General features: G+C 70.0%; 20 protein-coding genes. 9 read left to right on the forward strand and 11 right to left on the reverse strand.

Features of this window, described 5'->3' with window-relative positions:
- Positions 1-2: 2 nt before the first annotated feature.
- From RUR_RS02855 to RUR_RS02890, 8 genes are all read right to left on the reverse strand, one after another.
- Positions 3-617 (reverse strand): DUF6879 family protein, encoded by a 615-nt coding sequence (locus tag RUR_RS02855; RefSeq protein WP_283133259.1) that lies wholly within the window; start codon positions 615-617, stop codon positions 3-5.
- Positions 610-879 (reverse strand): hypothetical protein, encoded by a 270-nt coding sequence (locus RUR_RS02860; protein ID WP_283133993.1) that lies wholly within the window; start codon positions 877-879, stop codon positions 610-612. Before RUR_RS02860 ends, RUR_RS02855 begins: the two co-directional genes overlap by 8 nt.
- 247 nt (positions 880-1,126) lie before the next feature.
- On the reverse strand, positions 1,127-1,786 hold the full coding sequence (locus RUR_RS02865; RefSeq protein WP_283133260.1) for an SRPBCC family protein: 660 nt from the start codon (positions 1,784-1,786) through the stop codon (positions 1,127-1,129).
- Positions 1,779-2,372, reverse strand: coding sequence for a helix-turn-helix domain-containing protein (locus tag RUR_RS02870; RefSeq protein WP_283133261.1), 594 nt, complete (start codon positions 2,370-2,372; stop codon positions 1,779-1,781). Before RUR_RS02870 ends, RUR_RS02865 begins: the two co-directional genes overlap by 8 nt.
- 592 nt (positions 2,373-2,964) lie before the next feature.
- Entirely contained in the window at positions 2,965-3,363 is a 399-nt protein-coding gene (locus RUR_RS02875; RefSeq protein ID WP_283133262.1) for a hypothetical protein, read from the reverse strand.
- Positions 3,364-3,421: 58 nt separating this feature from the next.
- The gene (locus RUR_RS02880) at positions 3,422-4,573 is read right to left on the reverse strand and encodes a methyltransferase domain-containing protein (RefSeq protein WP_283133263.1); all 1,152 of its coding nucleotides are present in this window, start codon (positions 4,571-4,573) and stop codon (positions 3,422-3,424) included.
- Positions 4,574-4,578: 5 nt separating this feature from the next.
- On the reverse strand, positions 4,579-5,535 hold the full coding sequence (locus RUR_RS02885) for a radical SAM/SPASM domain-containing protein (RefSeq protein WP_283133264.1): 957 nt from the start codon (positions 5,533-5,535) through the stop codon (positions 4,579-4,581).
- 189 nt (positions 5,536-5,724) lie between these two features.
- Positions 5,725-8,085, reverse strand: a complete 2,361-nt coding sequence (locus RUR_RS02890) for an ExeM/NucH family extracellular endonuclease (protein ID WP_283133265.1) — start codon at positions 8,083-8,085, stop codon at positions 5,725-5,727.
- A 191-nt stretch (positions 8,086-8,276) separates the two neighbouring features.
- Between RUR_RS02890 and RUR_RS02895 the strand changes: the two genes are divergently transcribed.
- From RUR_RS02895 to cydC, 5 genes are all read left to right on the forward strand, one after another.
- On the forward strand, positions 8,277-8,966 hold the full coding sequence (locus RUR_RS02895; RefSeq protein WP_283133266.1) for a permease prefix domain 1-containing protein: 690 nt from the start codon (positions 8,277-8,279) through the stop codon (positions 8,964-8,966).
- A gap of 298 nt (positions 8,967-9,264) precedes the next feature.
- Positions 9,265-10,449, forward strand: coding sequence for a cytochrome ubiquinol oxidase subunit I (locus tag RUR_RS02900; protein ID WP_283133267.1), 1,185 nt, complete (start codon positions 9,265-9,267; stop codon positions 10,447-10,449).
- A gap of 15 nt (positions 10,450-10,464) precedes the next feature.
- A complete protein-coding gene (locus RUR_RS02905; protein ID WP_283133268.1) occupies positions 10,465-11,187 on the forward strand; it encodes a cytochrome d ubiquinol oxidase subunit II in 723 nt (240 codons plus the stop codon).
- Positions 11,188-11,191: 4 nt separating this feature from the next.
- Positions 11,192-12,937, forward strand: coding sequence for a thiol reductant ABC exporter subunit CydD (gene cydD, locus RUR_RS02910; protein ID WP_283133269.1), 1,746 nt, complete (start codon positions 11,192-11,194; stop codon positions 12,935-12,937).
- Positions 12,937-14,658, forward strand: coding sequence for a thiol reductant ABC exporter subunit CydC (gene cydC, locus RUR_RS02915; protein WP_283133270.1), 1,722 nt, complete (start codon positions 12,937-12,939; stop codon positions 14,656-14,658). The genes cydD and cydC overlap by 1 nt, the downstream gene beginning before the upstream one ends.
- A gap of 12 nt (positions 14,659-14,670) precedes the next feature.
- On the opposite strand, the gene RUR_RS02920 is transcribed toward cydC, so the two are convergent.
- Positions 14,671-16,197 (reverse strand): AMP-binding protein, encoded by a 1,527-nt coding sequence (locus RUR_RS02920; protein WP_283133271.1) that lies wholly within the window; start codon positions 16,195-16,197, stop codon positions 14,671-14,673.
- A gap of 97 nt (positions 16,198-16,294) precedes the next feature.
- On the opposite strand from RUR_RS02920, the gene RUR_RS02925 reads away from it, so the two are divergent.
- A complete protein-coding gene (locus tag RUR_RS02925) occupies positions 16,295-18,133 on the forward strand; it encodes a substrate-binding and VWA domain-containing protein (protein WP_283133272.1) in 1,839 nt (612 codons plus the stop codon).
- Positions 18,134-18,139: 6 nt separating this feature from the next.
- Here RUR_RS02925 and RUR_RS02930 read toward each other — a convergent pair whose 3' ends face one another.
- Entirely contained in the window at positions 18,140-18,856 is a 717-nt protein-coding gene (locus tag RUR_RS02930) for a maleylpyruvate isomerase family mycothiol-dependent enzyme (RefSeq protein WP_283133273.1), read from the reverse strand.
- A gap of 222 nt (positions 18,857-19,078) precedes the next feature.
- Entirely contained in the window at positions 19,079-20,995 is a 1,917-nt protein-coding gene (locus RUR_RS02935; protein ID WP_283133274.1) for an N-6 DNA methylase, read from the reverse strand.
- A gap of 298 nt (positions 20,996-21,293) precedes the next feature.
- On the opposite strand from RUR_RS02935, the gene RUR_RS02940 reads away from it, so the two are divergent.
- The 3 genes from RUR_RS02940 to lon all read left to right on the forward strand — a co-directional run bounded on the left by RUR_RS02940 (position 21,294) and on the right by lon (position 26,166).
- Positions 21,294-22,427, forward strand: coding sequence for an ROK family protein (locus RUR_RS02940; RefSeq protein WP_283133275.1), 1,134 nt, complete (start codon positions 21,294-21,296; stop codon positions 22,425-22,427).
- A gap of 697 nt (positions 22,428-23,124) precedes the next feature.
- Complete coding sequence (locus tag RUR_RS02945) at positions 23,125-23,262, forward strand: hypothetical protein (protein WP_283133276.1); 138 nt, start codon at positions 23,125-23,127, stop codon at positions 23,260-23,262.
- A gap of 504 nt (positions 23,263-23,766) precedes the next feature.
- Positions 23,767-26,166: an endopeptidase La gene (gene lon / locus RUR_RS02950; protein WP_283133277.1), complete on the forward strand. Its 2,400-nt coding sequence runs from the start codon at positions 23,767-23,769 to the stop codon at positions 26,164-26,166.
- The last annotated feature ends 91 nt before the right edge of the window (positions 26,167-26,257 follow it).

The raw sequence follows: 26,257 nt of genomic DNA on the forward strand, positions 1-26,257 counted from the left end.
GTCTACCCTTGGGCGATCGGAGGGTCGAGGGGGGCTATCTCGCGCTCGAAGAAGGTGTCCAGGTCCTCGCCGACCTCGTAGAGGCCGCTGATGGTCTCGCGCCACCACGTGATCAGGTCCTGGTCGGTGAAACGGATCGCCCCGGCGGAGACCCCGTCCTCGTCGTAGAGGACCCGGTACATCACCCTGTTCCCGAGGACCACGATCTCCGGCGCCTGCTCGTCGGCGTCGAGGGACCGTATCTCCTCCGCCCCCACGACGCGGATGCGCTCACCGTGCTTGGCCCGCATGCACAGCACGACGAGCTCCCAGTGCAGGTAGGGGGTGACCGGCTGCTCCACGACGCGGACCCGGTGGGGGACAAACCCGTGGTCGATTACCTTCTGTCGATCAGCCTTTATCGTATCGACTTGAGCGGCGAGAATATCCATGGATCTCCGCCAGTCACCTGCCGCGAACGCCTCCCAGCTCCCGTTTCCCGGCTCCTTGAACCACTGCTGTCGCTCGAGTTTCCAGAAACCGTGGTCGTTGATCCGCCAGAAGTGCTCGCGGAACTCGCTCTCATAGGCATCGCGTGTCAGTTGTTCCCCGGTAAGACCGGCGAAGAGATCACTCACCGGGGATGTCCGCCTTCGCGGAGAGGAGAGTACTCCGGGGGATGACCACAAGACGCTCATCTGCGGAAATCGCCATGCCCTGGGGAAGTCTCGCGGTGTAGGCGGCGGTGAGATCCCGCCCGACCACCGCGAAATCCCCGTTGTCCAGTTCCCAGATATCGGGGCAGTCGTCGTCACCGGTCGTGTTTCCGAGCTCCAACGGAGACTTTCCCAGACGCCGGGCAAGTGTCGCCGACGGATCCGCCTCCCAAGGTCGCGCTATGACGATTCCCCGTTTCATTGAATGCCCGAAGGAGGTCAGGCTCAGTATAGAGCGACGAATTCCCCTACACCAGAAATTTGCGTTTCATCATATAAGTACCATATATCCGAAATGATATTTAATGCCCTGAGAAACAGCGGGAACGGCGATTGTCGTGCCGGACCGCCGTCGCCACGGTGGAACGGCCCCGTGTCTGTCGTCCCACGCGAACCGGCCGTCCGGATGAGTTGCGGCCGTACCGGATCGCTCAGACGGTGACCTCGGGGTTCTTGGCGATCGCGCGCCAGCGGGACTCCCAGGCGTCGCGGTGGATGGTGAAGGCCTGCTCGTCCATGTCGTACACGGTGAGGGTGAGGGTGATCGGCCCGCTCCCCTCGTCGTCCTGGCGCCTGGTGCCGAAGACGGTGGCCAGGTGCCCTTCGCCGTCGACGGCCATCAGCACGTGGCGGCTGTCGTGCCAGGGCTCGGCCATCCCGGCCCAGGTGAGGACGCCGCGAACATCTGGCCAGGCCGCTTCGCCGGAGAGGAAGACCGTGCGGCGACGTCCCTCCGGCCGGCGCTCCAGCCGGAAGCGGAGCTGCTCGAAGAAGCCGCGCCAGCCTTCCTCCAGCCCGTCGTAGACCTCGTCCCAGCCGACGCCCTCGGCGGAGCCCGCCATGGTGACCCGCACGATCGTCCTGCCCCCGGCCGCCTTAAGGGTGATCTCCTGATCGGCGGCGAGCTCGATCCGGTCGGGCGGGACGGGCCGCGCGTGGTCGGCGAAGATGAAACGGACCTCCTCGCCGATCCCCGGATGGTGCCAGCCGAACCACTCGGACACCTGGTCGAGGTCGGTGAGCGCGTCCCAGACGACGGACAGGGACGCCTTGATCTCCTGGGTGACGGTGAAGGGCTTCTGCTCATTCATGGGTGGTCTCCTTGGGGGTTTGCCGTCTCCGGGGGTGCCCACCGGTCACGACGCGGTAGCGGCGGGTCGCCTGGGGTGAGTCGAATTCGGCCACCAGTTCGGCCGTGAGTTCGGCGAGTCTGGTGGCGAACCGTTGGACGTCGGCGGGTGTCTCGAACCCGACCTCGGTCTCGACGGTGAAGGTGAGAAGGCGTTTGCCCGCCTCGGCGGCGAGGTCGCGCAGCTCCACCAGCTCGCCGAAGGTGCGTGCCGAGGCGGCGAGCAGCGCGTCCACGGCGAAGGCGTCCTGGCCGGCCGGCCCGAGCTCGCCGACGACCTCGGGCGCGACGATGACCGCGCGGGCGGTGGCGCGGACGAGCCGTTCGACCCGGCCTCGGCGCTGCCGGGTCTCGACCAGCTCGACGAGGCCGCCTTTCTCCAGCTCACGCAGGTGGTAGTTGACCCGCTGACGGGTCTCGCCGAGGCGGGTGGCGAGGACGGTGGCCGAGGCGGGTTCGCGGAGCTCCTCCAGAAGCCGTCGGCGCAGCGGGGTCAGCGTGCCCCTCAGGCGTTCGGCCTCGTTGAGGACGTCCAGCTCGGTGCTCATGGGGCGATCCTGTTATTGAAAAACCAATTTGTCAATAACACGCGACGACAGCCCAGGAGTACCGCACCGCCCCGGGCCGACGCGCCCAGGGCGACGACAGGACCCCTGCAGGCACCGTGGAGACGGCCCATCCCCTCGCCCGCTTGGCGGGCTCACGTGATCCGAGGTGTCCTCCCCCTTCGGCCGCCGTCCGGCCGGAAAGGCTTCTTCTCGTTCGCGGGATGGGCCGACCGGAATCAGTTCGTCGAAGCAAACAACCCGAAAGATCGGAGGGCTCCACCTGGAGCATGGATTTCTCGCGTCAGGCCGCACCGGAGCCCGGCCACCGCGTGATGTCTGCCGGGCTCCCCCGGCCCGAGCCGGTCGGCTCCGCCTACGTTGTGCTCACCGAGCCGCTCTCCGCGCACGACGCGCCCGTGCCGGGCGCCATGCTCGTCGCGCCGCCGGACCGCGGCCCGGCTCGGCGTGCGCCGCGACGCGGCGCTTGGCCCGGAGCGAATCCGCGCCCGGGGCGTCGACCCGGACCGCCCCGGCCTGCGGCTCCCCCTCCACCTGGCCTGCTACACCCTGCTCTCCGAGTCCGGCCGAGCGGTCAGCCGCAGGCCTTGGCGATGTCCGCGAGATACCTGGTGGTGTCGGTCACGGCCTTCTGCGCCGAGTCCACGGCGTTGTTGACGCTGTCCAGGCTCAGATTCCGGTAGCTCTCCGCCAGACCGTTGATGGCCTCCTGAAGCGTGGTGTTCCCCGCCTTGTCCGCAGCCGCCTTGAGATCGTTCGACGCCTCGTTGAGCGCCTTCTCCACCGCGGCCGGATCGTTCGCCAAGCCGACGACCTTCCCGGCGACGGTGGTCCCGATCCTGGTGGCCTCGGCGCACGCCTGGACCTTGTCCACGGCGTTGTTGACCTCTTGGATCTCGCTGCACCCGGCGAGGAGGAGCGCGGTCAGAGAAACGGTGGCAATGACCCCGAGCGGCCGGGAAATACGTCGCATGATTCGACCCTACCCGATCACCGCGCCCCACCCGCGGGAAAGTTTCACCTGGTCAACGCTACGCGATACGACCTTCCCAGGAGCCTCGGCTCAGGACCATCGAGCCGTCGTGCGCGATCAGCACCTGTGCCCCGTGCAGAGGGAGCGCCCCCTCGACCAGCCACGTATGCCGAATGCCATCGAGAATGTCCCACAACCGGCGCGGACCGCCCTGATGGATCACCGGTGGTTCGTCCCCCCGAGCGCTCGCCCGCGCCCAGGAACCGTCCTCGTGCGCCATGAGCGCCGTACGGACTCCGTCGGCTTCTTCCAGAAAGCCGTGCTCGACACCTGGGGCGAGTATCTCCAGCATCGAAGGCAACTCCCAGTTCCACGAGACGCGGACCAGCGGATACCGCCCTGTCGAGACGCTTTCACCCGCCCGATCCCGTATCTCGCCCAACATCTCGCTCACACCCGGCGGATAGTCCGGCCCGGACCGTGTGGACATGAACATGGCCCGATCCCACTCCACCCGTCCGACCGCCGCCCACCTCCGATTGCGCACCTTGGTCGCGGTGACGATCAGACAGGTGCCCGTGATCACCGTGACCAGCCGACCGCCATGCCGAAGCGTGCTCAGCCAGCTCGCCGGAATCGGTCGTACCGACACCATCGACACGATCCTGTCGTAGTCCCCCGGGATCGGACCGGTGGCGTCCACCGCCATCACCCGTGGATACAGCCCGATGTCGGCCAGCCGACCTGCGGCGGCCTCCACCAGGTACGGATCGACGTCGATGCTGGTCACCCGCCGGTCGCCCAGTCGTTTGGCCAGCAACGCCGCGCTGTATCCGGACCCGGTGGCCACGTCCAGCACGTCGGCACCCTCGTAGATCTCCGCGTGCCGCAGCATCGACACGACCAGCCCCGGGAGCGTCGAAGACGACGTCGGCCGGCCATCCGGATGATCGTCGGGCTTAGCGTGATCGGCGTGGGCGGGTCCTACCCTGGTCACCAGGGTCAGATCGCTGTAGGCCGCCTCCAGCCACCGCTCGGGATCGGACTCCCCGTCGCGCAGTTCCCACACCCCTAGTCCGTCACCCGATGCGATCTCCCACCACCGGGGGACAAAACCATGCCGGGGCGTGCTCGCAACCGGCTCCCGCCACTGCGACCCACGCGGCGTCGTGGTGGCGGCCAACGCCTCGGCTCGGGCTTCCCACTCCATACTGCTCATTTTCTCGGTGGTTTTGGCGGAGGACCAAAGGGTTCGTCATATTTGGGGTTGCAAGCAGGTGTGGTTGACGGGTGGCAGTCCCGTCCGTCGCCTCGGACCGGATCACACAGTTCGGGATCACTCTTGGGGCCTGAACGCACACGGGGAATCTGCGATACCAGCACACGCCACCGGTCACCGCCGACGATCTCTTCCAAAGGAGTCGTGCGTACGTTACCCGCCACCATCCAGCGGGACAACACGCATGGCCAGACATCTCCGGATGGGCCAACGGTCGCCTTGCGCTCCCCACACCGGCCGCAAAGCTGTGACACGTCCGGAACAGTGAAAGCCGCCCGGCCGACCCGGCGCACACGGTCGACCACGATCTCGGTTACCCCAAACGTTCGCAACTGGGTCTGTGCCTGCTCAATCCGCTGTCCAGCCAGAATCGCCACAATCCCAGCCCGCACCGGGATTCCCAGGCGAACCGCCTTGACGATGCTTCGCATCGTTCGAGCGTGGGCAGCCCGATTCCCGGTGATGCGAGCATGCTCAGCCGGATCATCGGAGTAGTAACTGGTTGCGAGACTGACCAGCGGGTGACGGAACAGATCCCACCACTGATCACGTACCGCGATGAGATTGCTGTAGACCTCCACCATCAAACCGACTTCAACGGCTTCGGCTAGGAGGACCGGGAAATCCGGGTGCGCGGTCGGCTCACCTCCGATCAGTTGAACACGGGTGACTCCAAGCGCTGCGGTCTCAGCGATGAGCTTTCGCCATTCCCCGGTGGTCATGGAGCCCTGCCCGACGCCGGGCCCTGAGTCGGCGTAGCAGTGAGCGCAGGTGAGCTGGCAACGACCGGTGAGCTCGAACTCCAGCCACCAACCGGACATCGGCCGTCTTTTTGGCGAGCCCGCCTCCGCCACATGGATCTGTGCCGCAGCCGACCTCTGATCGTCACGCATCATGGCTCCTGACCGAGAGTCGCCCCATCTGGTGCAGCTTCGATGCCGCCGGCAACCGCGTCAATGAGACCCGAGGTGACTGAGTCCTTACCGGCTGTTGTGACCTGAGGGCACCGGGTGCCGATTGGAACACGGCCGGAACGGACCATGCGGCGTCTCCGTTGGGGGCGGAGACGCCGCGGGGGCCGGTTAGCGGCGGAGCAGGGTCAGGCCGAGGACGACGGGGTCGTGGTCGGAGGAGCGGTAGGCGTCGGGGGCGTAGAGGGACGGTGGGTTGAACTCGGTGTTGTAGTCGAGGATCCGGGCCTCGTCGGCGTTGATGTGCCAGATGGCGGCGCTGGTCAGACGGTTGCGCAGCGTCCCGCCGACCATGGCGTGGTCGAGCTCGCCGGACTGGGCCTCGAAGGTGTAGGTGTAGCGGAGCGGGGCCGGGACGAAGCGCTTGGTCGCGCTGACCAGACCGGCCGCCTCCAGGGTGTCGATCGGGTCCTCCTCGCCGTAGGAGTTCAGGTCGCCGATGACGAGCGGGTTCACCAGGTTCCGGGTCGCGATCAGATCCAGCACGGCCTGCGACTGCCGGATCCGGGTCGGGTTCCAGCAGGCCTGGCCGTCTCCCTGGTCGGCTTCGGGCCCGGTGGCGCCGTCGCACCGCTTCGACTTGAAGTGGTTGACGATCATGGTGAACGGCTCGCTGCCGCCGGTCCGCTCGAACTTCTGGATCAGCGGCGGCCGGCTGAACACCGGATCCTCGCTGGATTCGGCGGCGCCCACCGGCCGTACCTTGCCGGGCTTGTAGACGACACCGACCTGGATCACGTCGGTCCCCGGGAAGGGATGCGCCAGCGCGGCGTAGGTACCCGCGCCCATCTGGGCGTTGAGGGCGCCGACCAGCGCGTCCAGGGCCGTCTGGCCGTTGTTCTCGACCTCCATCAGCCCGACCACGTCCGCGTTGATCGTCTTGATCGCCGAGACGAGCTTGTCGAGCTGGCGGGTCCGCTCGGCCGGGTTGTTCGCGCCGCGGCCGGGCGGGTTGTCGGTGGTGAACCAGTTCAGGGTGTTGAAGCTCGCGACCTTCACGTTGCCGATCACCGGGAAGGGCACCGGGATCCGCGGGTTGGTGCGCAGGAAGGTGATCGGCTTGGTCGGCTGGAGCCGGTACAGGTTGAAGCCGTAGGAGAGCACGCCCTCGATCCCGACCGCGGCGTCGCCCAGACGCACCGTGCGCGGTGAGGTGTACGGCACCTGGGCGGGGTTCTGCACGTTTGAGCCGTCGTCGACGAGCAGGCTACGACGGTTGTTCAGCGCCTGCGAACCGCCCGCGCGGTCGGTCGGATGGAAGAGCCGCCCCTCGGAGGAGACGGTGACCTCGCCGAAACGGCCGAGGTTGAAGTGCTCGGTGGCGACGAGCGGCTCGGGGAAGCGGAGCAGCACGCCCTCCAGCGGCTCGAAGCTCGCGCCCTCGGCGAGCGGCAGGCTCACCGGCCGCGGCGCGACGGTCCCGGTTCCGCAGACGTCCACGGCGGTCACCGAGGACACCTGGGTCAGGCCGTTGAACTCGGCCGCGCGTCCGGTGACCAGCACCCGGTCCCCGACGTTGACGTCCTTGATCGAGGCTCGGGCGAACACGAACAGCCCGTCGGAGGTGGCGGGGTCGGCGTCCGGGGTCGGGTCCTGCAGGTAGAAGCCGCTGAGCTGCGTCGTCTCCTGGAAGTCACCCGTCACCACGCCCTCGACCCGGACCGTCTGACCGGGGATCGGGGTCGACGCCCCCGACCCCTGCACCTGGGCGACCTCATGGGTGGGTGCGACGTCGCAGGGCTCGGGCGTCACCGTCGGGGTCGGGGTGGGGGTGACCGTCGGGGTCGGGGTGGGGCTGCTGTCCGGGCCGCAGGGCGCCGCCGGGGAGGCCGAGTTACGCGGTGCGGGCGCGCCCGACTCCAGGTCCGTGGCGTTCTGGTCGGTGTCGAGGCAGCCGTTCTCCTTGCGCAGGCCCGCGGTGGTGACGGAGAGGGCCGGCGCGGCGCCGCTCCCTTCGAAGAAGTTGGCGGTGCCGTACCCCACCAGGTCGGCGACCAGGGCGAGCTGCTCGGCCGAGCACGCGGCCGATCCTCCGTTGCAGGCCAGGCCGGTCGCGGATCTGACCAGGGCCACCTTGCCCGCGCCGCCGCTCAGGTTGGCGGCGCCGGTGGAGTCGGCGGCCGGTGGCGGGGAACCGCTCGCTCCGCCCGCGAGCTGAACCAGGTGGTAGCCGCCGGGCGGGATCGACCCGGAGAGCGCGGCCACCGGATTGGCGGCGAAGTTCCCGGTTCCGGTGGCGCTCGCGTACTGAACCGACCAGCCGTCGAGGGAGAGGGTGCCCGTGCTCCGGTTGAACAGTTCGACGTAGTCGTTGGTGAGCGGCGCACCCGCGTTCCCGCCACCCCCGTAGACCTGGCTGATCACCACGGCGCCGGGTTCGGCCGAGGCCGGAAGGGAGGTGAGGGTTGCGACACCGGCGACGACCAGGCCGACGGTGACCAGGGCGGAGAACGCCCGATTTCGTAGACGCATGGCCGGAGCGTAGGTCAGTTAAATGACCTTATAAATGGATATGAGGTGGCTTTGACACAACATGTCGAAGTCCAGAACGGCGCTATGGCGGCTCGCGACCTTGCCCCGGACAAATCGGAGCACCCGGCGGTCCTGGAGCCCTTGTTCCGCCTAGGCTGTGCACTATATCGACGATCGCAGGAGGTGGGCGGGTGACGGAGCCGAATCGGATCGACGACTACGTCGACCTGCTCGACCGGACTTTGAAGGGTACGGGCAGAGCCCGGCGCGATCTGCTCGCCGAGGTCCGGGACAGCCTGGAGGACGCCGCCGAGGCCTACCGGGCGAAGGGGTTCGACCGGGACCGGGCGGAGCGCCACGCGATCGAGGATTTCGGGCGGCTCGACGAGGTGGCGCCGGGGCTGCAGGAGGAGCTCGCCGTCGGCCAGGGGCGGCGCACCGCGGCCCTGCTCTTCCTCGCCCTCCCCGCCACCGTGCTGATGTGGGCCCTGATCGGGCAGAACTTCTCGCCCGCGGGGCCGCAGCCCACCCCGCCGTGGTGGTTCACCCCGGTGGCCCGGTTCGTGGACGGGGCGCAGCTCCTCGTCGGCGTGTTCGGGGCGATGGGGATGTACGCCTTCGGCCGGGGGCTCCGCCGCATCCGGCGGACCCGGCGGATCACCCGGGCCATCGGGCTTCTCACCCTGATCCAGATGCCGGTGGTGATCGCCTGCGTGGCGCTCATGATGGCCGGCGGGGACAGGATCGCCGCGTACTCGCACTACCCGCCGGGTCTGCTCGCCGTGCTGGTCAGCCTGGTCCTCTGCCTGCTCCAGATCCGGAGCGCGACCCGCTGCCTCATCGTCACCCCGGGGCCGGGCATCCGCACCGCGACCTGCTGAGCCTTTCGGGCGCGGACCCGGGACCTCGCCCCGGACACCTGCGGCGGACCCGGCACCCCGGGCCCCCGCAAGCGGGACCGGCCCGCGAGCCCCGGTGACCTGCGCGACCTCGTCCGCCCGGCGCCTCGGCAGGACGACTTCCCGTCGACACCGGCCTGAGCCCGCCGCCCCTTACTCATCCGCTTTCACCAAGATTCTCACTGTTTCAAGGGTTTTCTTCGGAAATGCCCGAGCCGCACAGCGGAGCCGCCGACATGTAGGCTCTTTACATGTAGGCAGACATACCTAAGGTGGCTTGATGGAAGCGCTTGACCTCGCCCGCGCCCAGTTCGCGGTGACGACAAGCTTGCATTTTCTGTTCGTGGTGCTCACCCTCGGCCTCGCCCCGCTGGTCGCTTTGATGCAGACCAGGGCGGTGATCACCGGGCGGGAGATCCACGAGCGGATGACCCGGTTCTGGGGCCAGATCTACGTGATCAACTACGGGCTCGGCATCTTCACCGGACTGGTGCAGGAGTTCCAGTTCGGGCTGCACTGGAGCGGCCTGGCGCACTACGCCGGCGACGTCTTCGGCGCGCCCCTGGCCATCGAAACCTTGGGAGCCTTCTTCCTGGAGTCCACCTTCCTCGGTCTGTGGATCTTCGGCTGGCACCGTCTGCCCAAGTGGGCCCACCTGGCCTGCATCTGGATCGTCACCCTGACCGCCTACGCCTCGGCCTTCTGGATCATGGTGGCCAACTCGTTCCTGCAGAACCCGGTGGGCTCCGAACTCCGCGGCGGCAAGCTGGTGATCGTCGACTTCGGCGCCCTGGTCACCAACCCCAACCTCGGCATGGCGCTGGGCCACACCGTCGGGGCCGGACTCTGGACCGCGAGCTTCGTGATGATCGGTGTCTGCGCGTACCACTTCATCAAGCGAACGGCCGAGCAGGAGTTCTTCCTCCGCTCGATGCGGCTGGCGGTCTGGACCGGTTTCCTCGCCTCCCTGGTCACGGTCGGTTTCGGCTACGCGCAGTTCGGCGTCCTGGGGGACACCCAACCCGGCAAGACAGACGGCGTCGAAGGCTACCTGGCCAACATGATGACGCTGGGGAACCTGCTGACCGTGATCTCCTTCTTGATCCTGCCCCCCCTGCTGATCCGAGGCTGGATCGCCAGACGGCGGATCCTGCTGGGCCTGCTGATCCTGTGCGTTCCGCTCCCCTTCATCGCCTCGATCCTCGGCTGGCTGGTCCGGGAGATCGGGCGGCAGCCGTGGCTCGTCTACAACAAGCTCACCGTCGCCGACGGCGTCGCCCACGTTTCAACGGCGAGCGTGACCTTCTCCTTCATCGCCTTCACCACGGTGCTCGGCCTGCTCGCCCTCGCCGACTACGCGCTCATCATCCGAGCCGCCCGACGCGGGCCCGGCGACGTCCCCCTGGGCGCCCGCGGCGGACCCGGCACCTCCGCCTCCGCCGGCACGCCCGCGCTCACCCTGTAAAGGAGACGCCAGACCATGGAACTCTTGTGGCTCGCGATCTTCGCGATCCTGCTCATCGGCTACTTCGCCCTTGAGGGCTTCACGATCGGCGTCGGCCTGACCCTGCCGTGGCGCCCCAAGGCGGAACGGGGCGAGCACATCACGGCGATCGCCCCGTTCGTCCTGGCGGGCGAGGTCTGGCTGGTCGGCTTGGCCGGCGTCCTGTTCGGGGCGTTCCCCCGGCTGGAGGAGCCGGTCATCACCGAGAACCACACCGTCGTGGTGCTGCTGGTGCTCTCCTGGGTGCTCAGGGACGCCGGACTCTGGTTCCGGGCCAGGGCGGACTGGATCGTCTGGCGCAGGGGCTGTGAGACGTTGCTCACCGTCGGCAGCGTCGGGCTCGCGCTCTCCTGGGGGACACTCGTCTCGGCGTTGATACACGGATCGGTGACCGCCCTTGCCGTGCTCTACGCTGGAATCATCATGGCGCTCTTCGCCCTGCACGGCATGAGATTCGCCGCCTGGCGCCTCAGGGGAGGCAAGGCAGGCGCCCTCGCCGTGTCGGCGATCGCGGCGGCCGTCCCGGCGATCGTCCTGATCGCCGGATTCGCCGGAACCCTGCTGGACAACACCGCCGACGGCGGGGCGCTGACCGCCATGGCCTGGATCCTCGGGCCGATCATCCCGGTGATGGCCTTCGCCCAGTGGTGGGTCTGGCGCACGTTCTCCAAGCCCTCCGACATCCCCTCGTTCTTCTGACGCCATGCACAAGGACCTGGTACGGCTGGCGCGGGGCAGGCACCTGTACGTCTGCCTGCTGGCCGCCGTCGCGGCGGGTCTGCTCGTGCTCGTCCAGGCCGAACTCCTGGCCGGACTCCTCTCGGGTGCCCCCCTGATCGTGCAGGGGGCCGCCCTGGCGGGAGTCCTCGCCACGGTGATCGCGTCACGGGCCGGGCTCGTCTGGATCCAGGGGGTCTTCGCCGCCCGGACCGCGACGGCCCTCAAGCTCACCCTGCGAAACCGCCTCCTCGCCCACCTGCACCGGCAGGCCCCCGGAGGCGGCGCGGACCGCCGCTCGGGCGAACTCGTCACCCTTACCGGACGCGGTCTGGACTCCCTCGACCCCTACATCACCGGATACCTGCCCCAGGCGGCCGTCGCGGCGGTCATCCCGGTCGCGGTGCTGATCCGCCTGACGGTCGCCGACCTCGCCACCGCGGTGATCGTGCTGCTCACCCTGCCGCTGATACCGATCTTCGGTGCGCTCGTCGGCTGGCAGACCAAGGTCGCCACCGAACGGCAGTGGCACGCGCTCACCCGCCTCGGCGGCCACTTCCTCGACGTGGTCCAGGGCCTGCCGACGCTGCGGGTGTTCGGCCGGGCCCGCCACCAGGCCACGGTCATCCGGTCGGTCGCGGACGCCCACCGGTCCGCGACCATGGCCACCCTGCGCATCGCCTTCCTCTCCTCCCTCGTGCTGGAGCTGGTCGCGACGCTCTCCCTCGCCCTGGTCGCCGTCCCCGTCGGGCTGCGGCTCCTGGCCGGTTCCCTCGACCTGCACACCGCCCTCCTCGTCCTGATCCTCGCCCCCGAGGCGTACGTCCCGCTCCGCGTGCTCGGCCTGCGGTTCCACGCGGCGATGGAAGGGGTGGCGGCGGCCGACCAGGCGTTCGCCGCACTCGCCCCGTCCTCCGGCGGGGAGCAGCCCGGCGACACCGCACCGGGTTCCGGCCAACCCGCGGCCGCCGTCACACCCCGGATCGGCCGGGCGTACGGCGAATCCGCGGCCACGGGCGTCCCCCCCGAACCCGGGCGCATCCGGTTCGAGGCGGTGACCGTGCGCTTCCCCGGCCGTGCCGAGCCCGCCCTCGACGAGGTGCACCTCGCCGTCGAGCCGGGCGAGTGCGTCGCGCTGGTCGGACCGAGCGGTGCGGGCAAGAGCACCCTGCTCCACCTCCTTCTCGGCTTCGCCCGGCCCGCCGAAGGCCGGATCCTGATCGACGGGGTGGACCTGGCCGCCCTGGCGGAGGACCGCTGGCGGCGGGAGCTGGCGTTCGTGCCGCAGAACCCGCACCTGTTCGCCACCACGATCGCCGAGAACATCCGCCTCGGCTCCCCCGACGCCCCCCTGGACGCGGTGCGCGAGGCCGCCGTGGCGGCCCACGCCGACGAGTTCGTCTCCCGGCTGCCCCACGGTTACGACACCGAGCTCGGTGAACGCGGCCTGGGGCTCTCCGCCGGCCAGCGACAGCGCATCGCGCTCGCCCGCGCCTTCCTGCGCGACGCCCCGATCCTGCTGCTCGACGAGCCCACGGCCCGGCTGGACGGCCGGAGCGAGGCCGCCGTGGTGGACGCGGCCCGGAAACTGACCCGGGGCCGCACGTCCCTGATCGTCGCCCACCGCCCGGCCATCCTGGGGATCGCCGACCGAATCGTCCGGGTCGACCAGGGCCGGATCGTCACCGCGGCGCCCGGCCCGGCCGACTCGCCACTCCTGCGGAGCATGTGATGGCCGCCGCGCCGACGGAGATCGCCAAGCTGCTGGTCAGGGGCGGGCTGCTGCCTCGCCTGACCTGGGCCGCCCTCGCCGGTGCCGCGGCCGAGCTGGCCGGGCTCGGGCTCATCGCCGCCGCCGCCTGGCTGATCGCCCGCGCCGCCCAGCAGCCCGAACTCGCCGCGCTCACCGTCGCGATCGTCGCCGTACGGGCCTTCGCGATCACCAAGGGGATCTTCCGCTACGGTGAGCGGCTCACCGGGCACGACGTCGCGCTCCGCGCCCAGAGCGAGGTACGGGGCCGACTCTACGACGCGCTCGTCCCGGCGCGTGCGGACCGGCGCGGCGGGGACGTGCTGAGCCGGATGGTCGGCGACGCGGACGCCGTACAGGACCTGCTCGTCCGCGTGCTGCTGCCCGCCCTCGCCGCCCTGGTGACAGGGGTCGTCGCGGTCGTGCTCTCACTCGCCCTGCTCCCCTCGGCCGGGGCCGTGCTCACCGTCGGCTTGGTCGTCGCCGGGATCCTGGTCCCCTTGAGCACCGCGGCCGCCGCGCGGCGGGCGGCCGTACGGCTGGCCCCCGCCCGCGGTGAGCTGGCGGAGCGGTCCGCCGACCTGATCCACGGCGCCCCGGACCTGATGGCGTACGGCGCGAGCGAGCGGGCCCTGTCCGCCGCGTCCGAGGTGGGGGCGCGGCTGGGCCGTCTGGAGCGTTCGGCCGCCCGGGTGAGCGGCGCCGGGCTCGCGGCCTCCATGCTCGTCCAAGGCCTCACGGTCGTCGGGGTCGCCCTGCTCGCGATCGGTGCCGGGGTCGGGCAGGTGGCGACGGCGGTGCTCGCGCTGACCTCGCTCGTCGCCTTCGAGCCGGTGCTGCCGCTGGCCGCGGCGGGTGAACGGTTCGCCGGGATCGGCACCGCGCTCGGCCGCCTGCGGAGCGTGCTGGCCACCCCGCCGGCCCTGCGCGAGCCGGAGCGACCGGCTGCGATGCCCCCGACCCCGCTGACCGTGGAGATCGACGACATCCGGGTGCGCCACCGGCCGGAGGGCCCGCCCGCGCTGGACGGGGTCTCGCTCCGGCTGGCGCCCGGCCGGCGGACGGCGCTGATCGGGCCGAGCGGAGCGGGCAAGAGCACGCTGCTCGCCGCGCTCATGCGTTTCCTCGATCCCGAGTCCGGGAGCATCCGGATCAACGGGGTCGACATCGCCGAACTCTCCGGGGACGACGTGCGTGCCGGGATCCGCGGCCTCACCCAGGACGCCTATGTCTTCCACGCCAGTCTCCGGGACAACCTCCGGCTGGCCGGGCCGGAGGCGACCGAGGCGGAGCTGACCGAGGCGGTTCGCCGCGCCAGGCTGCTCCCCTTCGTCGAGCGCACCGGCTGGGAGACGGTGATGGGCGGCGACGGCGCGACCATGTCGGGCGGTCAGCGTCAGCGGCTCGCGCTCGCCCGGGTGCTGCTGGCCGACCCCGCCGTGGTCGTCCTCGACGAACCCACCGAGGCCCTGGACTCCGAGACGGCCGACCGGCTGCTGGACGATCTGCTCACCGCGACCGAAGGCCGTACCACCCTCATGGTCACCCACCGGCTGCACGGACTGGACCGCGTGGACGAGATCGTGGTTCTGGACGCCGGACGCGTGGTCCAGCGAGGCTCCCACGACGACCTGCTCGCGGCGCCCGGCTACTACCGCGACCTCTGGGAGTCCGAACGGCTCACCGCCCGCCACGACGCCTGACCCCCGGGCGGGTCAGGGCCAGTACTCGGCTTTGAGGAGGCGTTTGTAGAGCTTGCCGGTGGGGTGGCGGGGAAGCTCGGCGCGGAAGTCCACCGTGCTGGGGCATTTGTAGGCGGCGAGCCGGGCCCGGCAGTAGGCGATGAGCTCGGCTTCGAGGGCGGGGCCGGCGTCTTCGGGCGAGGCGGGCTGAACGATCGCCTTCACGGCTTCCCCCATCTCCTCGTCGGGGACGCCGATCACGGCGACGTCGGCGACCTCGGGGTGGAGGGCGAGCACGTTCTCCGCCTCCTGGGGGTAGACGTTGACGCCGCCCCGGATGATGGTGAACGAGCGGCGGTCGGTCAGGTAGAGGTAGCCTTCGGCGTCGAGGTATCCGACGTCGCCGAGGGTGGTCCAGCCTCTGCCTTTCGGGTCCTGCACGGACCGCGTCTTCTCCGGGTCCCGGTGGTATTCGAACGGGGTGCCCTCGGCGAAGTACACCGTGCCGCGTTCCCCGGTCGGCAGGTCCTCGCCCGCCTCGTCGAGGATGTGCGGGACGCCGACGATCGCGCGGCCGACGGTCCCGGGGTGGGCGAGCCAGTCCGCCGAGTTCACGTAGACGAAGCAGTTCGCCTCGGTGCCGGCGTAGTACTCGTGCAGGATCGGCCCCCACCAGGCGATCATCCGCTTTTTGACCGGGATGGGGCAGGGCGCGGCCGCATGAATGGCCACCTTTAATGACGACAAATCATATTTTGTACGGACGCTGGTTGGGAGCTTGAGCATGCGGACGAACATCGTCGGCACCCACTGGCTGTGCGTGACGCCGTACCGCTCGATGTGCGCGAGCGCCCGCTCCGGATCGAACCGCTCCATCACCACCACGGTCGCCCCCAGCCGGAGGAAGTTCATGCAGTAGCGGAGCGGCGCCGCGTGGTAGAGCGGCCCCGGGGACAGGTAGACCGAGTCCCGATCCGGGGCGAACAGCCGGGTGATCAGGCCGAACAGGGTGCTCGGCGAGCCGAGCGCCCGGGCCGGGACCAGGGGCCTGACCCCTTTCGGGCGGCCGGTGGTCCCCGAGGAGTAGAGCATGTCCGCTCCCTCGCACTCGTGCTCGATCGGCGTCGCCGGGCAGGCCGCCGTGCTCTCCTCGTAGGAGGAGAACCCCGGCGCGACGCCGTCGAGCATCAGCCGGAGCTCCACCCCGGGGGTGACCGGCTCGATCGAGACCGCGGCCTCGGCCAGCGCCGCGGAGGAGATGAAGACCTTCGCCTCGCAGTCGCCGACGATGTAGGCGAGTTCGTCGGCGAGCAGCCGCGAGCTCACCGCCGTGTAGCGCAGACCGCTCCGCTGCGCCGCCCAGGCGACCGCCAGGAAGAGCGGGTGGTTCTCCAGCATGAAGGCGATGTGGTCGCCGGGGCGCAGGCCCCGGTCGTACAGCAGGTGTGCCAGCCGGTTCGACTCCTCGTCCAGCTCCCGGTACGTCACCACCCGGCCGGACTCCGCCATGATCACGGCCGGTCGTTCCGGAGCGTCCGCCGCGATGGCTCCTGGATGCATAGTCCGAACGGTACTGGGCCGGACCCACCCCGGGACGGACCGGGAATGATATACGAGGGTTATCCGGGTGCCAGGGTGCGAACAGTACGGTGAAGACGTGTATGGCCCTCCAACGCACGCCGCTCCGGATCCGTTTCAGCCGCCGCCGGACCCGCCCGTCTCGGCGATGCGGCGCAAACGCGGTCCAAAGATCATCGGAGCGATCCTCTCCGTCGTCAGCCTCGCCGTCGCGACCGGGATCATCGTGTACGCGAACAACCGCGCGGCGGCCTGCGCCAGGGAGGGCACCCGGCTCACCCTGCTCACCTCCCCGGAGAAGGCCGGGCCGATGCGGCGGTTCGCGGAGGAGTTCGGCGCGCGTGAGTGTGTGCGGATCCAGGTGGCGGTGAAGAACTCGGGCGAGGCGATGAGCGCGCTGGCCCGGGGCTGGAACGAGACCGCCGACGGCTCCCCCCGGCCGGACATCTGGTCCCCCGCGAGCTCCGGCTGGGTCAACCTGCTCCGCCACCGCCTGGGGGGCGAGGGGGACGTCATCCCGGAGGAGAACCCCTCGATCGCGAACTCCCCGCTGGTCATCGCGATGCCCAAGCCGATGGCGGAGGTGCTGGGCTGGCCGGAGAAGAAGATCGGCTGGAGCGACGTGCTCAAGCTCGCCCAGGACCCGCTGGGCTGGGGCCGCCACGGCCACGCCGAGTGGGGGAAGTTCCGGCTCGGCAAGACGAATCCCAACTTTTCCACGTCCGGACTGAACGCCACGATCGGCGCGTACTTCGCGGCGACCCAGCGATCGCACGACCTGGCCAAGGAGGATCTGGACGACCCGCGGACGCAGTCGTTCGTCCGCGGGGTGGAGAGCTCGATCGTGCACTACGGCGACACCACCCTGACCTTCCTGTCCGCCCTGCTCAGAGCCGACGCGGAGGGCCGCGGGCCAAGCTACGTCTCGGCCGTCACCGTGGAGGAGCTCTCCGTCTGGCACTACAACCAGGGCAACCCCACCGGGGACCCCGAACAGGCCGGTCGGCTCCCCAAACCGAAGACCCCCCTGGTGGCGATCTACCCCAAGGAGGGCACACTCGTCTCCGACCACCCGTTCGTCTCCTTCACCTGGGCCGACGCCACCCGGCGGAAGGTGGCCGCGAAGTTCCTCACCTTCCTGCGGGGCGAGAGCGCCCAGCGGGAGTTCGGGCGGAACGCCCTTCGGGACCACCGCAACCGGCCGACCGAGCTCATCACCCGGGAGAACGGCCTGCTGCCGGACGAGCCGGCCCAGACCCTCGCCGCGCCGGACCCCGCCGTCCTGGACACCGCCCTGCGCAACTGGGAGAAGCTCCGCAAACGGGCCAACGTCCTGGTGGTCCTGGACGTGTCGGGCTCGATGAACCAGGGCATCCCCCGTACCCGCAAAACCAAGCTGGCGTTCGCCAAGGAGTCCCTGGACGAGGTGTTCAGCCGGTTCATCGACGCCGACCGGGTCGGATTCTGGGTGTTCTCCACCAACCAGCGCGGCTCCGTCGACTGGCGGCAGATCACCTCGATCGGCCCCATGTCCGCGCGAACCGGGGAGCGAACCCGGCGGGACACGCTGAAACAGCGGCTCAAGGCGTTGTCGGCCCGGGGTGGCACCGGGCTCTACGACACCACGGCCGCCGCCCACGCCTACCTCGGGGAGAACCTCCGCGAGGACGCGATCAACTCCGTGGTGCTGCTGACCGACGGCCGGAACGAGGACGCCGCGGGCATCGACGTCGGCGCCCTGCTCAAACGGCTGCGCGGCGGTGAGAAGGAGGTGCGGATCTTTTCGATCGCCTACGGCCGGGACGCCGACCTGGACGTGCTCCGGCGGATCTCCGAGGCGACCGACGCCAAGGCCTACGACTCCGGCGACGCGAGCAGCCTCACCAAGGTCCTCACCGCCGTCACCTCGAACTTCTGACCCGGGTCAGGCGAAGCAGCGGACCGCGGCCTTGATCTTGACGTCCAAGGGATAGTCCTCGGGAAGCCGGCCCGCGGTGGCCTCAACGAAGGCCAGGGTGGACAGCTGGGCGCTCTGGCAGTGCGCCCGGACCCAGGTCTGCCCTTCGGTGATCTCCACCTGGGCGTCGGATTCCCGTTCGGCGAGGACGAACAGGGCGAGCTTCGCCCGCCACATGGTCCGGTCCGCCGCCTCCTCCTCCGATATCGGAACCCCGATGTCGTCCGCGTGGATGGCGTACTCGGAGGCGTAGTGAAACGTCTGCAGACCCACCGGGTACGGACCCGCGGAGGTCTGCACGATCCCGTCCGCGCCAAGCTCACGCATGCGGCGGCGGGTCTCACCGTTCATGGTCCGCCACTCGTCCAGCACCTCCGCCACCGGCAGTCCCCGCATCCGCCGTACACACCACTCGTTGAACTCCTGCAGGTCCTCACCCACCCCCTCCCGCTGGAGCATGGCGATGAAGCCTTCGAGGTCGTCGTCGAGGACGGCGTGGTTGTAGATCTCCTCACCGGCCAGGTGGGCGAGGACGTCCCGGACCGACCAGTCCGTGCATCGCGACGGACTGTCCCAGGCCGCCTCGTTCAGCGTGCCGAGGAACCGGTCGATCCGCGCCGCCTCCGCGTCGTGAATGTCAAACGGGTCCAGTCCTTTAAGCGGGTCGTTGATATCGACAGCCATACTCCTCGCGCTACCCGCTGGAGCCACTAACCACACAAATCACCCACCTATTGCGAAATCACCCATGGATCTGCGGATTTCACCGGCAATCCCCCATCCCTTTCCCCGGGCCACGACATAGCGGACGATACGGCCGTCCCGGTGGGCCCTGTCCGAGCGGCCTGAAGGCCGTACCGGCGCGCGCGCTCCTCACCGGGGACGGCCGAACGCGGCGGGCCTCGGTCAGGGGGACGGGGTGACGGTGCCCGAGGTGAGGGCGTCGTGGGCGAGGCGGACCAGGTCCGCCCCGGCGCGGGCGGCCTGGGTGAGGCGGTCGGCGAACTCGGCGAGACGCAGGAACTCGGCCCCGTACCGCCGCTGCTCGGCGAGCGGCAACCGGGGGATGAGCGCCCGGCGCGGGTCGAACCGGAGGCCGGCGCCGGAGCCCTTCACCGCCTGACGGGTGTTGACCTCGCTGCGGAGGAACCCGGCGACGAAGTGCGGGTCGAACAGCCCCGGGTCGCAGCGGAGCAGATGCCGGTCGTACGGCATGCGGCCGAGCCGGTGGCGGCGCGGTTCGCCGACGACGACCGGGAGCTCCTCGGAGTGGAGCGCGGGGACGAGGATGTCCCCCCGCCGGAGGACGACCTGGCCCCGCGCCAGCTCCCGGCCCGGGATGAGGACGACCGCCTCGGCCCGGATCAGCTCGGCGATCGACACCATGGGCCAGTCGGCCGGCGCCGCGGCCCGGTTCAGCGTCGGCGGCGTCCGCCGGGCGAGCCGGGTCAGCGTCGGGACCAGGCCACGCTCGGCGGCCTCGTAGGCGCCCGCCAGGTCCGGCCCGCCGCGGTGCACGTGGCGGGAGGGGGTGAGGTCGACGTCGTCGTCGAGCAGGTCGACGACGGGGATCTCGGCCGTGACGCCGGGCTCGTTGCGCAGCCGGTGCCACCAGTCCTCGTCGAGTTCCCGGAGCCGGGCCCGGTCGAAGCGGGACCCGTCGACCATCCGCACACCGCCGGGCACCCGCGTCTGGCCGCCGGAGTCCGGTCGGCCGAGGATCCACAGGTGCAGGCCGAGCCCGTGCGCCCCGAGACCCGGGGGGAGCGCGACGATCTCCCGTAGCGCGCCGCGCCGGAGTATCTCGGCGCGGATCCGCCGTCCGGAGCGGCGGGAGGCGACCGCCACCGGCATGACCACGATCGCCGTGCCGCCGGGCCGCAGGTGCGCGTAGCAGTGCTGGAGCCAGGCGAGCTCGGGCTCGGTGCGGGACGGCAGGCCGAACTCCCAGCGGGAGTCGTAGGCGAGTTCGGCGAAACCCCAGTCCCGGTGGCCGGTCGGCGGGTCGCAGACGACCACCTGCGCGGTGGTCTCGGCGAACCGGTCGTCGCGGAGCGAGTCCCCCTGCCGGACGGTCTCCCCGCCCACGCCACACCAGACCACCCGGAACCATGCGATACGGGCGAAAGCCGGGTCGAGCTCCTGCCCGGCCTCGGCGGACCCGAGGCCCCGCTTGTTGCCGACCACGCCGAGGAGGGTGCCGGTCCCGCAGGCCGGGTCGAGGATCGGACCGTCGATCACCGGGGGGACCATGGAGGCGACGAGGATGGCGAGCTCCAGCGAGGTCGTCCCCGCGGTCCGGCCGTGCGCGCCGACGAAACGGTCGTGGAGGTCGTCGAAGAGCCGTTCCGAGCCGAACTCCTCGGCGAGGCGGGCCACGGAGCGCCACACCGGGATCCGCTCGACGGAAAGCCCGTCGGCAAAGGGTACGCCGCCGGGGATCCGGTGGGTCGCCGTGTACGCGGCGAGCGCGTCGGGGAGCTCCTCGCAGAGCCGGTCGTCGGGGAGCGCGGCGAGCTCGTCCCAGATTCGCATGTCGACGAGACACAGCAGGACGGCGACGTCGGCGAGGGTTTCCACAAGACGGCGGTCCTCGGCGCGGAGTTCCTGCCAGAGGAGGTCCACCGTCGGGATGAACCGGACCTTTCCCTTGGCCTTCAGCCACTCCTCGACCGCCGTCAACGCGTAAAGCGGCCGGGACGGGGTGCCGGCGCTCGGACTCGGGAAGTCCCGGTGCCGCCGGCGCCAGTTGCTGACGGCGGCCCGCTCCACCCGGGCGAGCCGGGCGATCTCCGCGGCAGAGACGGTGATCCGACCTGACACGTGGCCCTCCGTTTTCTCGATCTTATCGAGAACCTAGCGGATGGAACGTGTTTATGTAATGTCCGATAAAAAATGATGTGTACATCGCTAACAGGCGATGACGAATCCACACAAACCGGTCGATGACCGCGAAGTCAGACCGGGATTCCCCAGAGTGAACGGAGTCGCTTTCCAACCTCAAGAATGCGTGCCACGATGAGTCTCCTGCTCCGTTCGGAAGGCACGATTGAGAGTCGGGAGCGTCCCGATGCCAAACGTCCGTTACCTGTTGAAGGACCGGGAAAGCTGCAGGAGTCGGATGCTTCGTGCGCTCATGGCACGTCCCGGTCACAACAGTGACATCGCGAAGCGGAGCGGGGTCTCCCCCTCCTCGGTGTCCCAGGTGGTAGGGAAGCTGAGGGCCCAGGGGATCGTCCTGGTCAAGCGGAGCGGGCGGGAGAACCGGGTCAGGCTCGCCAAGATCCCGGGGATCGCCGTCGGCGTGGAGGTCGGCTTTGGCCACACGGTCGTGGTGGCGCGGCGGTTCCACCAGGAGTACACCGAGGCCAAATTCAAGGACCGCCTCGACATCGGTGCCGACTCGGGACTGCCCACCTGGGTGGACTGGGTCACCGAGACGATCGTGGACCTCGCCGAGGAGTTCGCGGACGGCACCCTGGACGTCGGCACGGTCGGCCTCGGCATCCCCCGCATCGTGAACCCCGAGGACCAGCGGCTGACACCACCGCTGCTACCGCCGTGGTCGGGCGATGACAATCCGGCTCTCGCCCTGCAGGAACGGCTGCACGAGGTGCTCCCCGACAAGCAGGCCACCTGGCCACTGCCGAAGGTACAGGTGGACAACGACGCGAACCTAGGCGCGCTCGCGGAGAGCGTCTACAAGCACGCGGACAAGGACACCCTGCTGTACATCAAGTCCTCGACAGGGATCGGGGCCGGCATCATCATCGGTGGAAAGGTGCACCGGGGCAAAACGGGCACTGCAGGGGAGATCGGCCACATGATGGTCGATCCCGGTGGGGCATTCTGCCAGTGCGGCGGCCGGGGCTGCCTGGAGACCCTGGCCGGGGCGAACGCCATGCTCAGGCAGGCCGCGGCGGCACTGGGCCGGAGCCCCCAAGAACTCTCGCTCACCGAGTTGATCGACAAGGCTCGGAACGGGGACGCGGTCTGCGACCGGGTGCTCCGGGAGGCGGCCACCGCGCTCGGCCAGGCGGTGGGCAACCTGTGCAACGTGCTCAGCCTCGACGCCGTCGTGATCGGCGGGACGCTGGGGACCGCGGGTGAGCTGGTGCTCGGCCCCTGCTGGGAGGGCGTACGGAGAACGGCGATGGCCGCGGCGTGCCAGGAGGGCTTCAAACTGGACGTAAGCCGGGTGGACAACGCCGTCGCCCACGGGGCGCTGCTTCTCGGCATCGACAAGATGGCGTAAGAGCGCTGACCGTTCGATTTCAACCGTTCGCCGCCTCCCTCGAATACCGTAATCCGCCACGGTCACCGCGAACACCGCACAGGGGTCACGTCAAGTCCGATCCGGACCCGGCATCCGATCCCGGGAATCGCCGCCTGTCTGGCCCTTGTCGTCGCCGCGGGCCTGACCCGGCTTCCGTTCCGGCCGACTTATCGCCTGGTCAGGGCGGTGTACGGCCGATGGTGCGGGACGGTGCCGACTCCGGAGCGGGCCCGCCGTCGCGGCTGCGGTGGCGTGGGCTGTGCGCGGCTACCCGGGCCGCGCGGCGTGCCTGGAGACCTCCCTCGCCGCGGTGCTCCTGGCCGCCGTCTCCCGGAGACGGCTGGACCGGTGCCTGGGGTCACGCCTGGGTGGAGGCCGACGGGAGGTCGGCCGGAGTGCCCGGTGCGACCCCGGAGCAGCCAGGCTTCCGCAGAATCCTGTAGTCAGAACGGTCCGCGGGCACCGCGGCCCCGTGTGTGCCCCGATGGAACAATCCACCCTCGAACTCTTCCAATCGAATAATCCGGCTCCTCGTTTTACCGGCGACTCTATTATTTGCATCGTTGTCTTTTGTGATTGACGGCGCATAATTATTCCATCACCGCTTTTCCCTAGGCGTTGATCCCCACCGCAGTTTCCGCGGCACGCTCCCGTCGTCTCAATGAAGGAGATCGTCATGGGAAGGATCAACCTCAACGTCAAGCTCGGAGGCGAGTTCAGCCCACCTCCGGCCGGCTGGATCCTGCTCCTCGTCGTCCTGCTGGCCACGGTGCTCACCGGAGGGCCGGGCGAAATATCCCTCCAATTCGCCTGAGCCGCGAGCCTGAATCCGGTAAGACCGTTCACCTTTCTGACGGGTGAGCGGCCTTACCGTTGTTCAACCGTAGAATTCCGCCCGCCTGGGAGGCGAAAACCCTTCAATTCAATCAATGGGCTCGGGTACGAGAGGACGAGAACGTTCATATTTCGATGCAAGGAGACCGGAGCCCCTCTCCGCACCTCGAACGGGATCAAGCCCGTCCGGCTACGGCCGTTCCGCCCCCGGCCGTACCCCTTCGATCCACCGGTGACAATGCCGCCGACACGACCCGTGCGGAACAGGCTCCGGCCGTACCCGACGCAAGCCCGTCGGCGCGGCGCCGGAAGGCCGTTGGCCGTCGGGGCTCGCGCGATGCGGATCTTGATCGCTTACAGCGAACAGGCGCAGGGTTGGGAACAAACATGGACTCTTTTTAATTGAGCCCATCAGACTCAACTTCGGGCGCATGATCGGGCAACCCCTCGTGCGGACGACAGGCCGCTACGCAAGGAGAGAGCTTTGAGCGAGAACGTGATCCTTCCGGTCCTGCCGCTGGACGACGAGGTCGTACTCCCCGGCATGGTGGTACCGCTGGACATGTCCGACGCCGAGGTCCGGGCCGCGATCGAGGCGGCACGCGCCGACGCCGACCTGGGCGCCGGCTCCGCGCGGAACCCGGGCAAGGCCAAAGTGCTGCTGGTCCCCCGGCTCGACGGCCGGTACGGCCCGGTCGGCGTCGTCGCCGTCGTCGAACAGGTCGGCCGCCTGCCCGGCGGCGAACCCGCGGCGGTGGTCCGGGGAGCCTCCCGGGCCAGGGTCGGCTCGGGCACGACCGGACCCGGGGCCGCGCTCTGGGTCGAGGCCGCGGTGATCGAAACCGTGCCCGCCGGGGAACGCGCCGCCGAGCTCGCCCGCGACTACAAGGCGCTCGCCACCACGATCCTGCAGAAGCGCGGCGCCTGGCAGGTCGTGGACCAGCTGCAGACCATCGAGGACGCCTCGACGCTCGCCGACACCGCCGGATACGCGCCGTGGCTGAGCACGTCGCGCAAGGTCGAGCTGCTGGAGGCGGCCGATCCGGCCGAACGGCTGGAGAAGCTCGTGGCCTGGGCGCGCGAGCACCTCGCCGAGCTGGACGTGGCGGAGACGATCCGCAAAGACGTCCAGGAGGGGATGGAGAAGCAGCAGCGGGAGTTCCTGCTGCGCCAGCAGCTGGCCGCGGTCCGCAAGGAGCTCGCCGAGCTGAACGGCGACCCGGCGGACGAGGAGGAGGACTACCGGGCCAGGATCGAGGCCGCGGACCTGCCGGAGAAGGTGCGCGAGGCCGCCCTCAAGGAGGTCGGCAAGCTGGAGCGGACCTCGGACCAGTCCCCGGAGACCGGCTGGATCCGCACCTGGCTGGACACCGTCCTGGACATCCCGTGGAACAACCGGACCGAGGACTCCTACGACATCGCCGGGGCCCGCGCGATCCTGGACGAGGACCACGCCGGTCTGAGCGACGTCAAGGACCGCGTCATCGAGTACCTCGCGGTCCGCAAACGCCGCGCCGACCAGGGTCTGGGGGTGATCGGCGGGCGGCGCAGCGGGGCGGTGCTGGCCCTGGCCGGTCCACCCGGGGTGGGCAAGACCTCGCTCGGGGAGTCGGTCGCCCGGGCCATGGGCCGTACCTTCGTCCGCGTCGCCCTCGGCGGGGTGCGCGACGAGGCGGAGATCCGCGGGCATCGCCGTACCTACGTCGGCGCCATGCCGGGCCGGATCGTCCGGGCCATCCGCGAGGCGGGGTCGATGAACCCGGTGGTCCTGCTGGACGAGGTGGACAAGGTCGGCGCCGACTACCGGGGCGACCCGACCGCGGCGCTGCTGGAGGTCCTGGACCCGGCGCAGAACCACACCTTCCGCGACCACTACCTGGAGGTCGAGCTCGACCTGTCCGACGTGCTCTTCCTGGCCACCGCCAACGTGATCGAGGCGATCCCCGGACCGCTGCTGGACCGGATGGAGGTCATCCAGCTCGACGGGTACACCGAGGACGAGAAGATCGTGATCGCTCGCGATCATCTTCTCCCCCGCCAGCTGGAGAAGGCCGGCCTGACGGCCGAGGAGACGTCCTTCGCGGACGCGGCGCTGCGCAGCCTCGCCGGGGAGTACACCCGGGAGGCCGGGGTGCGCTCGCTGGAGCGCTCGATCGCCCGGGTGCTGCGTAAGATCACCGCAGCGGTCGCCCTGGAGACCGTCGCGCTGCCGGTGACCGTGGGCCGGGACGACCTCGTCGGCTACCTGGGACGGCCCCGCCACGTCCCCGAGTCGGCGCTGCCCGACCAGGCGCAGCGTACGGCGGTGCCGGGGGTCGCCACCGGGCTGGCGGTGACCGGCGCCGGGGGCGACGTGCTCTACATCGAGGCGTCGCTGGCCGATCCGGAGACCGGCTCGACCGGGGTCACCCTCACCGGCCAGCTGGGCGAGGTGATGAAGGAGTCCGCGCAGATCGCGCTCTCCTACCTGCGCTCGCGCGGCGCCGAGCTGGAGCTGCCGGTCGGCGATCTGAAGGAGCGCGGCGTCCACGTCCACGTCCCGGCGGGGGCCGTGCCCAAGGACGGCCCGTCGGCGGGCATCACCATGACGACCGCCCTCGCCTCCCTGCTGTCGGGCCGTCAGGTCCGCTCGGATGTGGCGATGACCGGTGAGGTCTCCCTGACGGGGCGGGTCCTGCCGATCGGCGGCGTCAAGCAGAAGCTGCTCGCCGCGCACCGCGCGGGGGTCACGACCGTGCTGATCCCGCAGCGCAACGAGCCGGATCTGGACGACGTCCCGGCCGAGGTCCGCGAGGCGCTGACCGTGCACACGGTGAGCGACGTCCGCGAGGTGCTGGAGATCGCGCTCACCCCGGCCACGACGGCGCAGCCCGCGGCCGCCTGATCGCCCGGATTCGGGGCGCCGTGCCGGGACTCCCGGTACGGCGCCCCGTCCGTCGCCGCGCGGCCCGTACCGGATGGCTTTGCGGCCTTTC

This window comes from Rhizohabitans arisaemae (assembly GCF_025996515.1).
In the GTDB taxonomy this organism is placed as follows: domain Bacteria; phylum Actinomycetota; class Actinomycetes; order Streptosporangiales; family Streptosporangiaceae; genus Rhizohabitans; species Rhizohabitans arisaemae.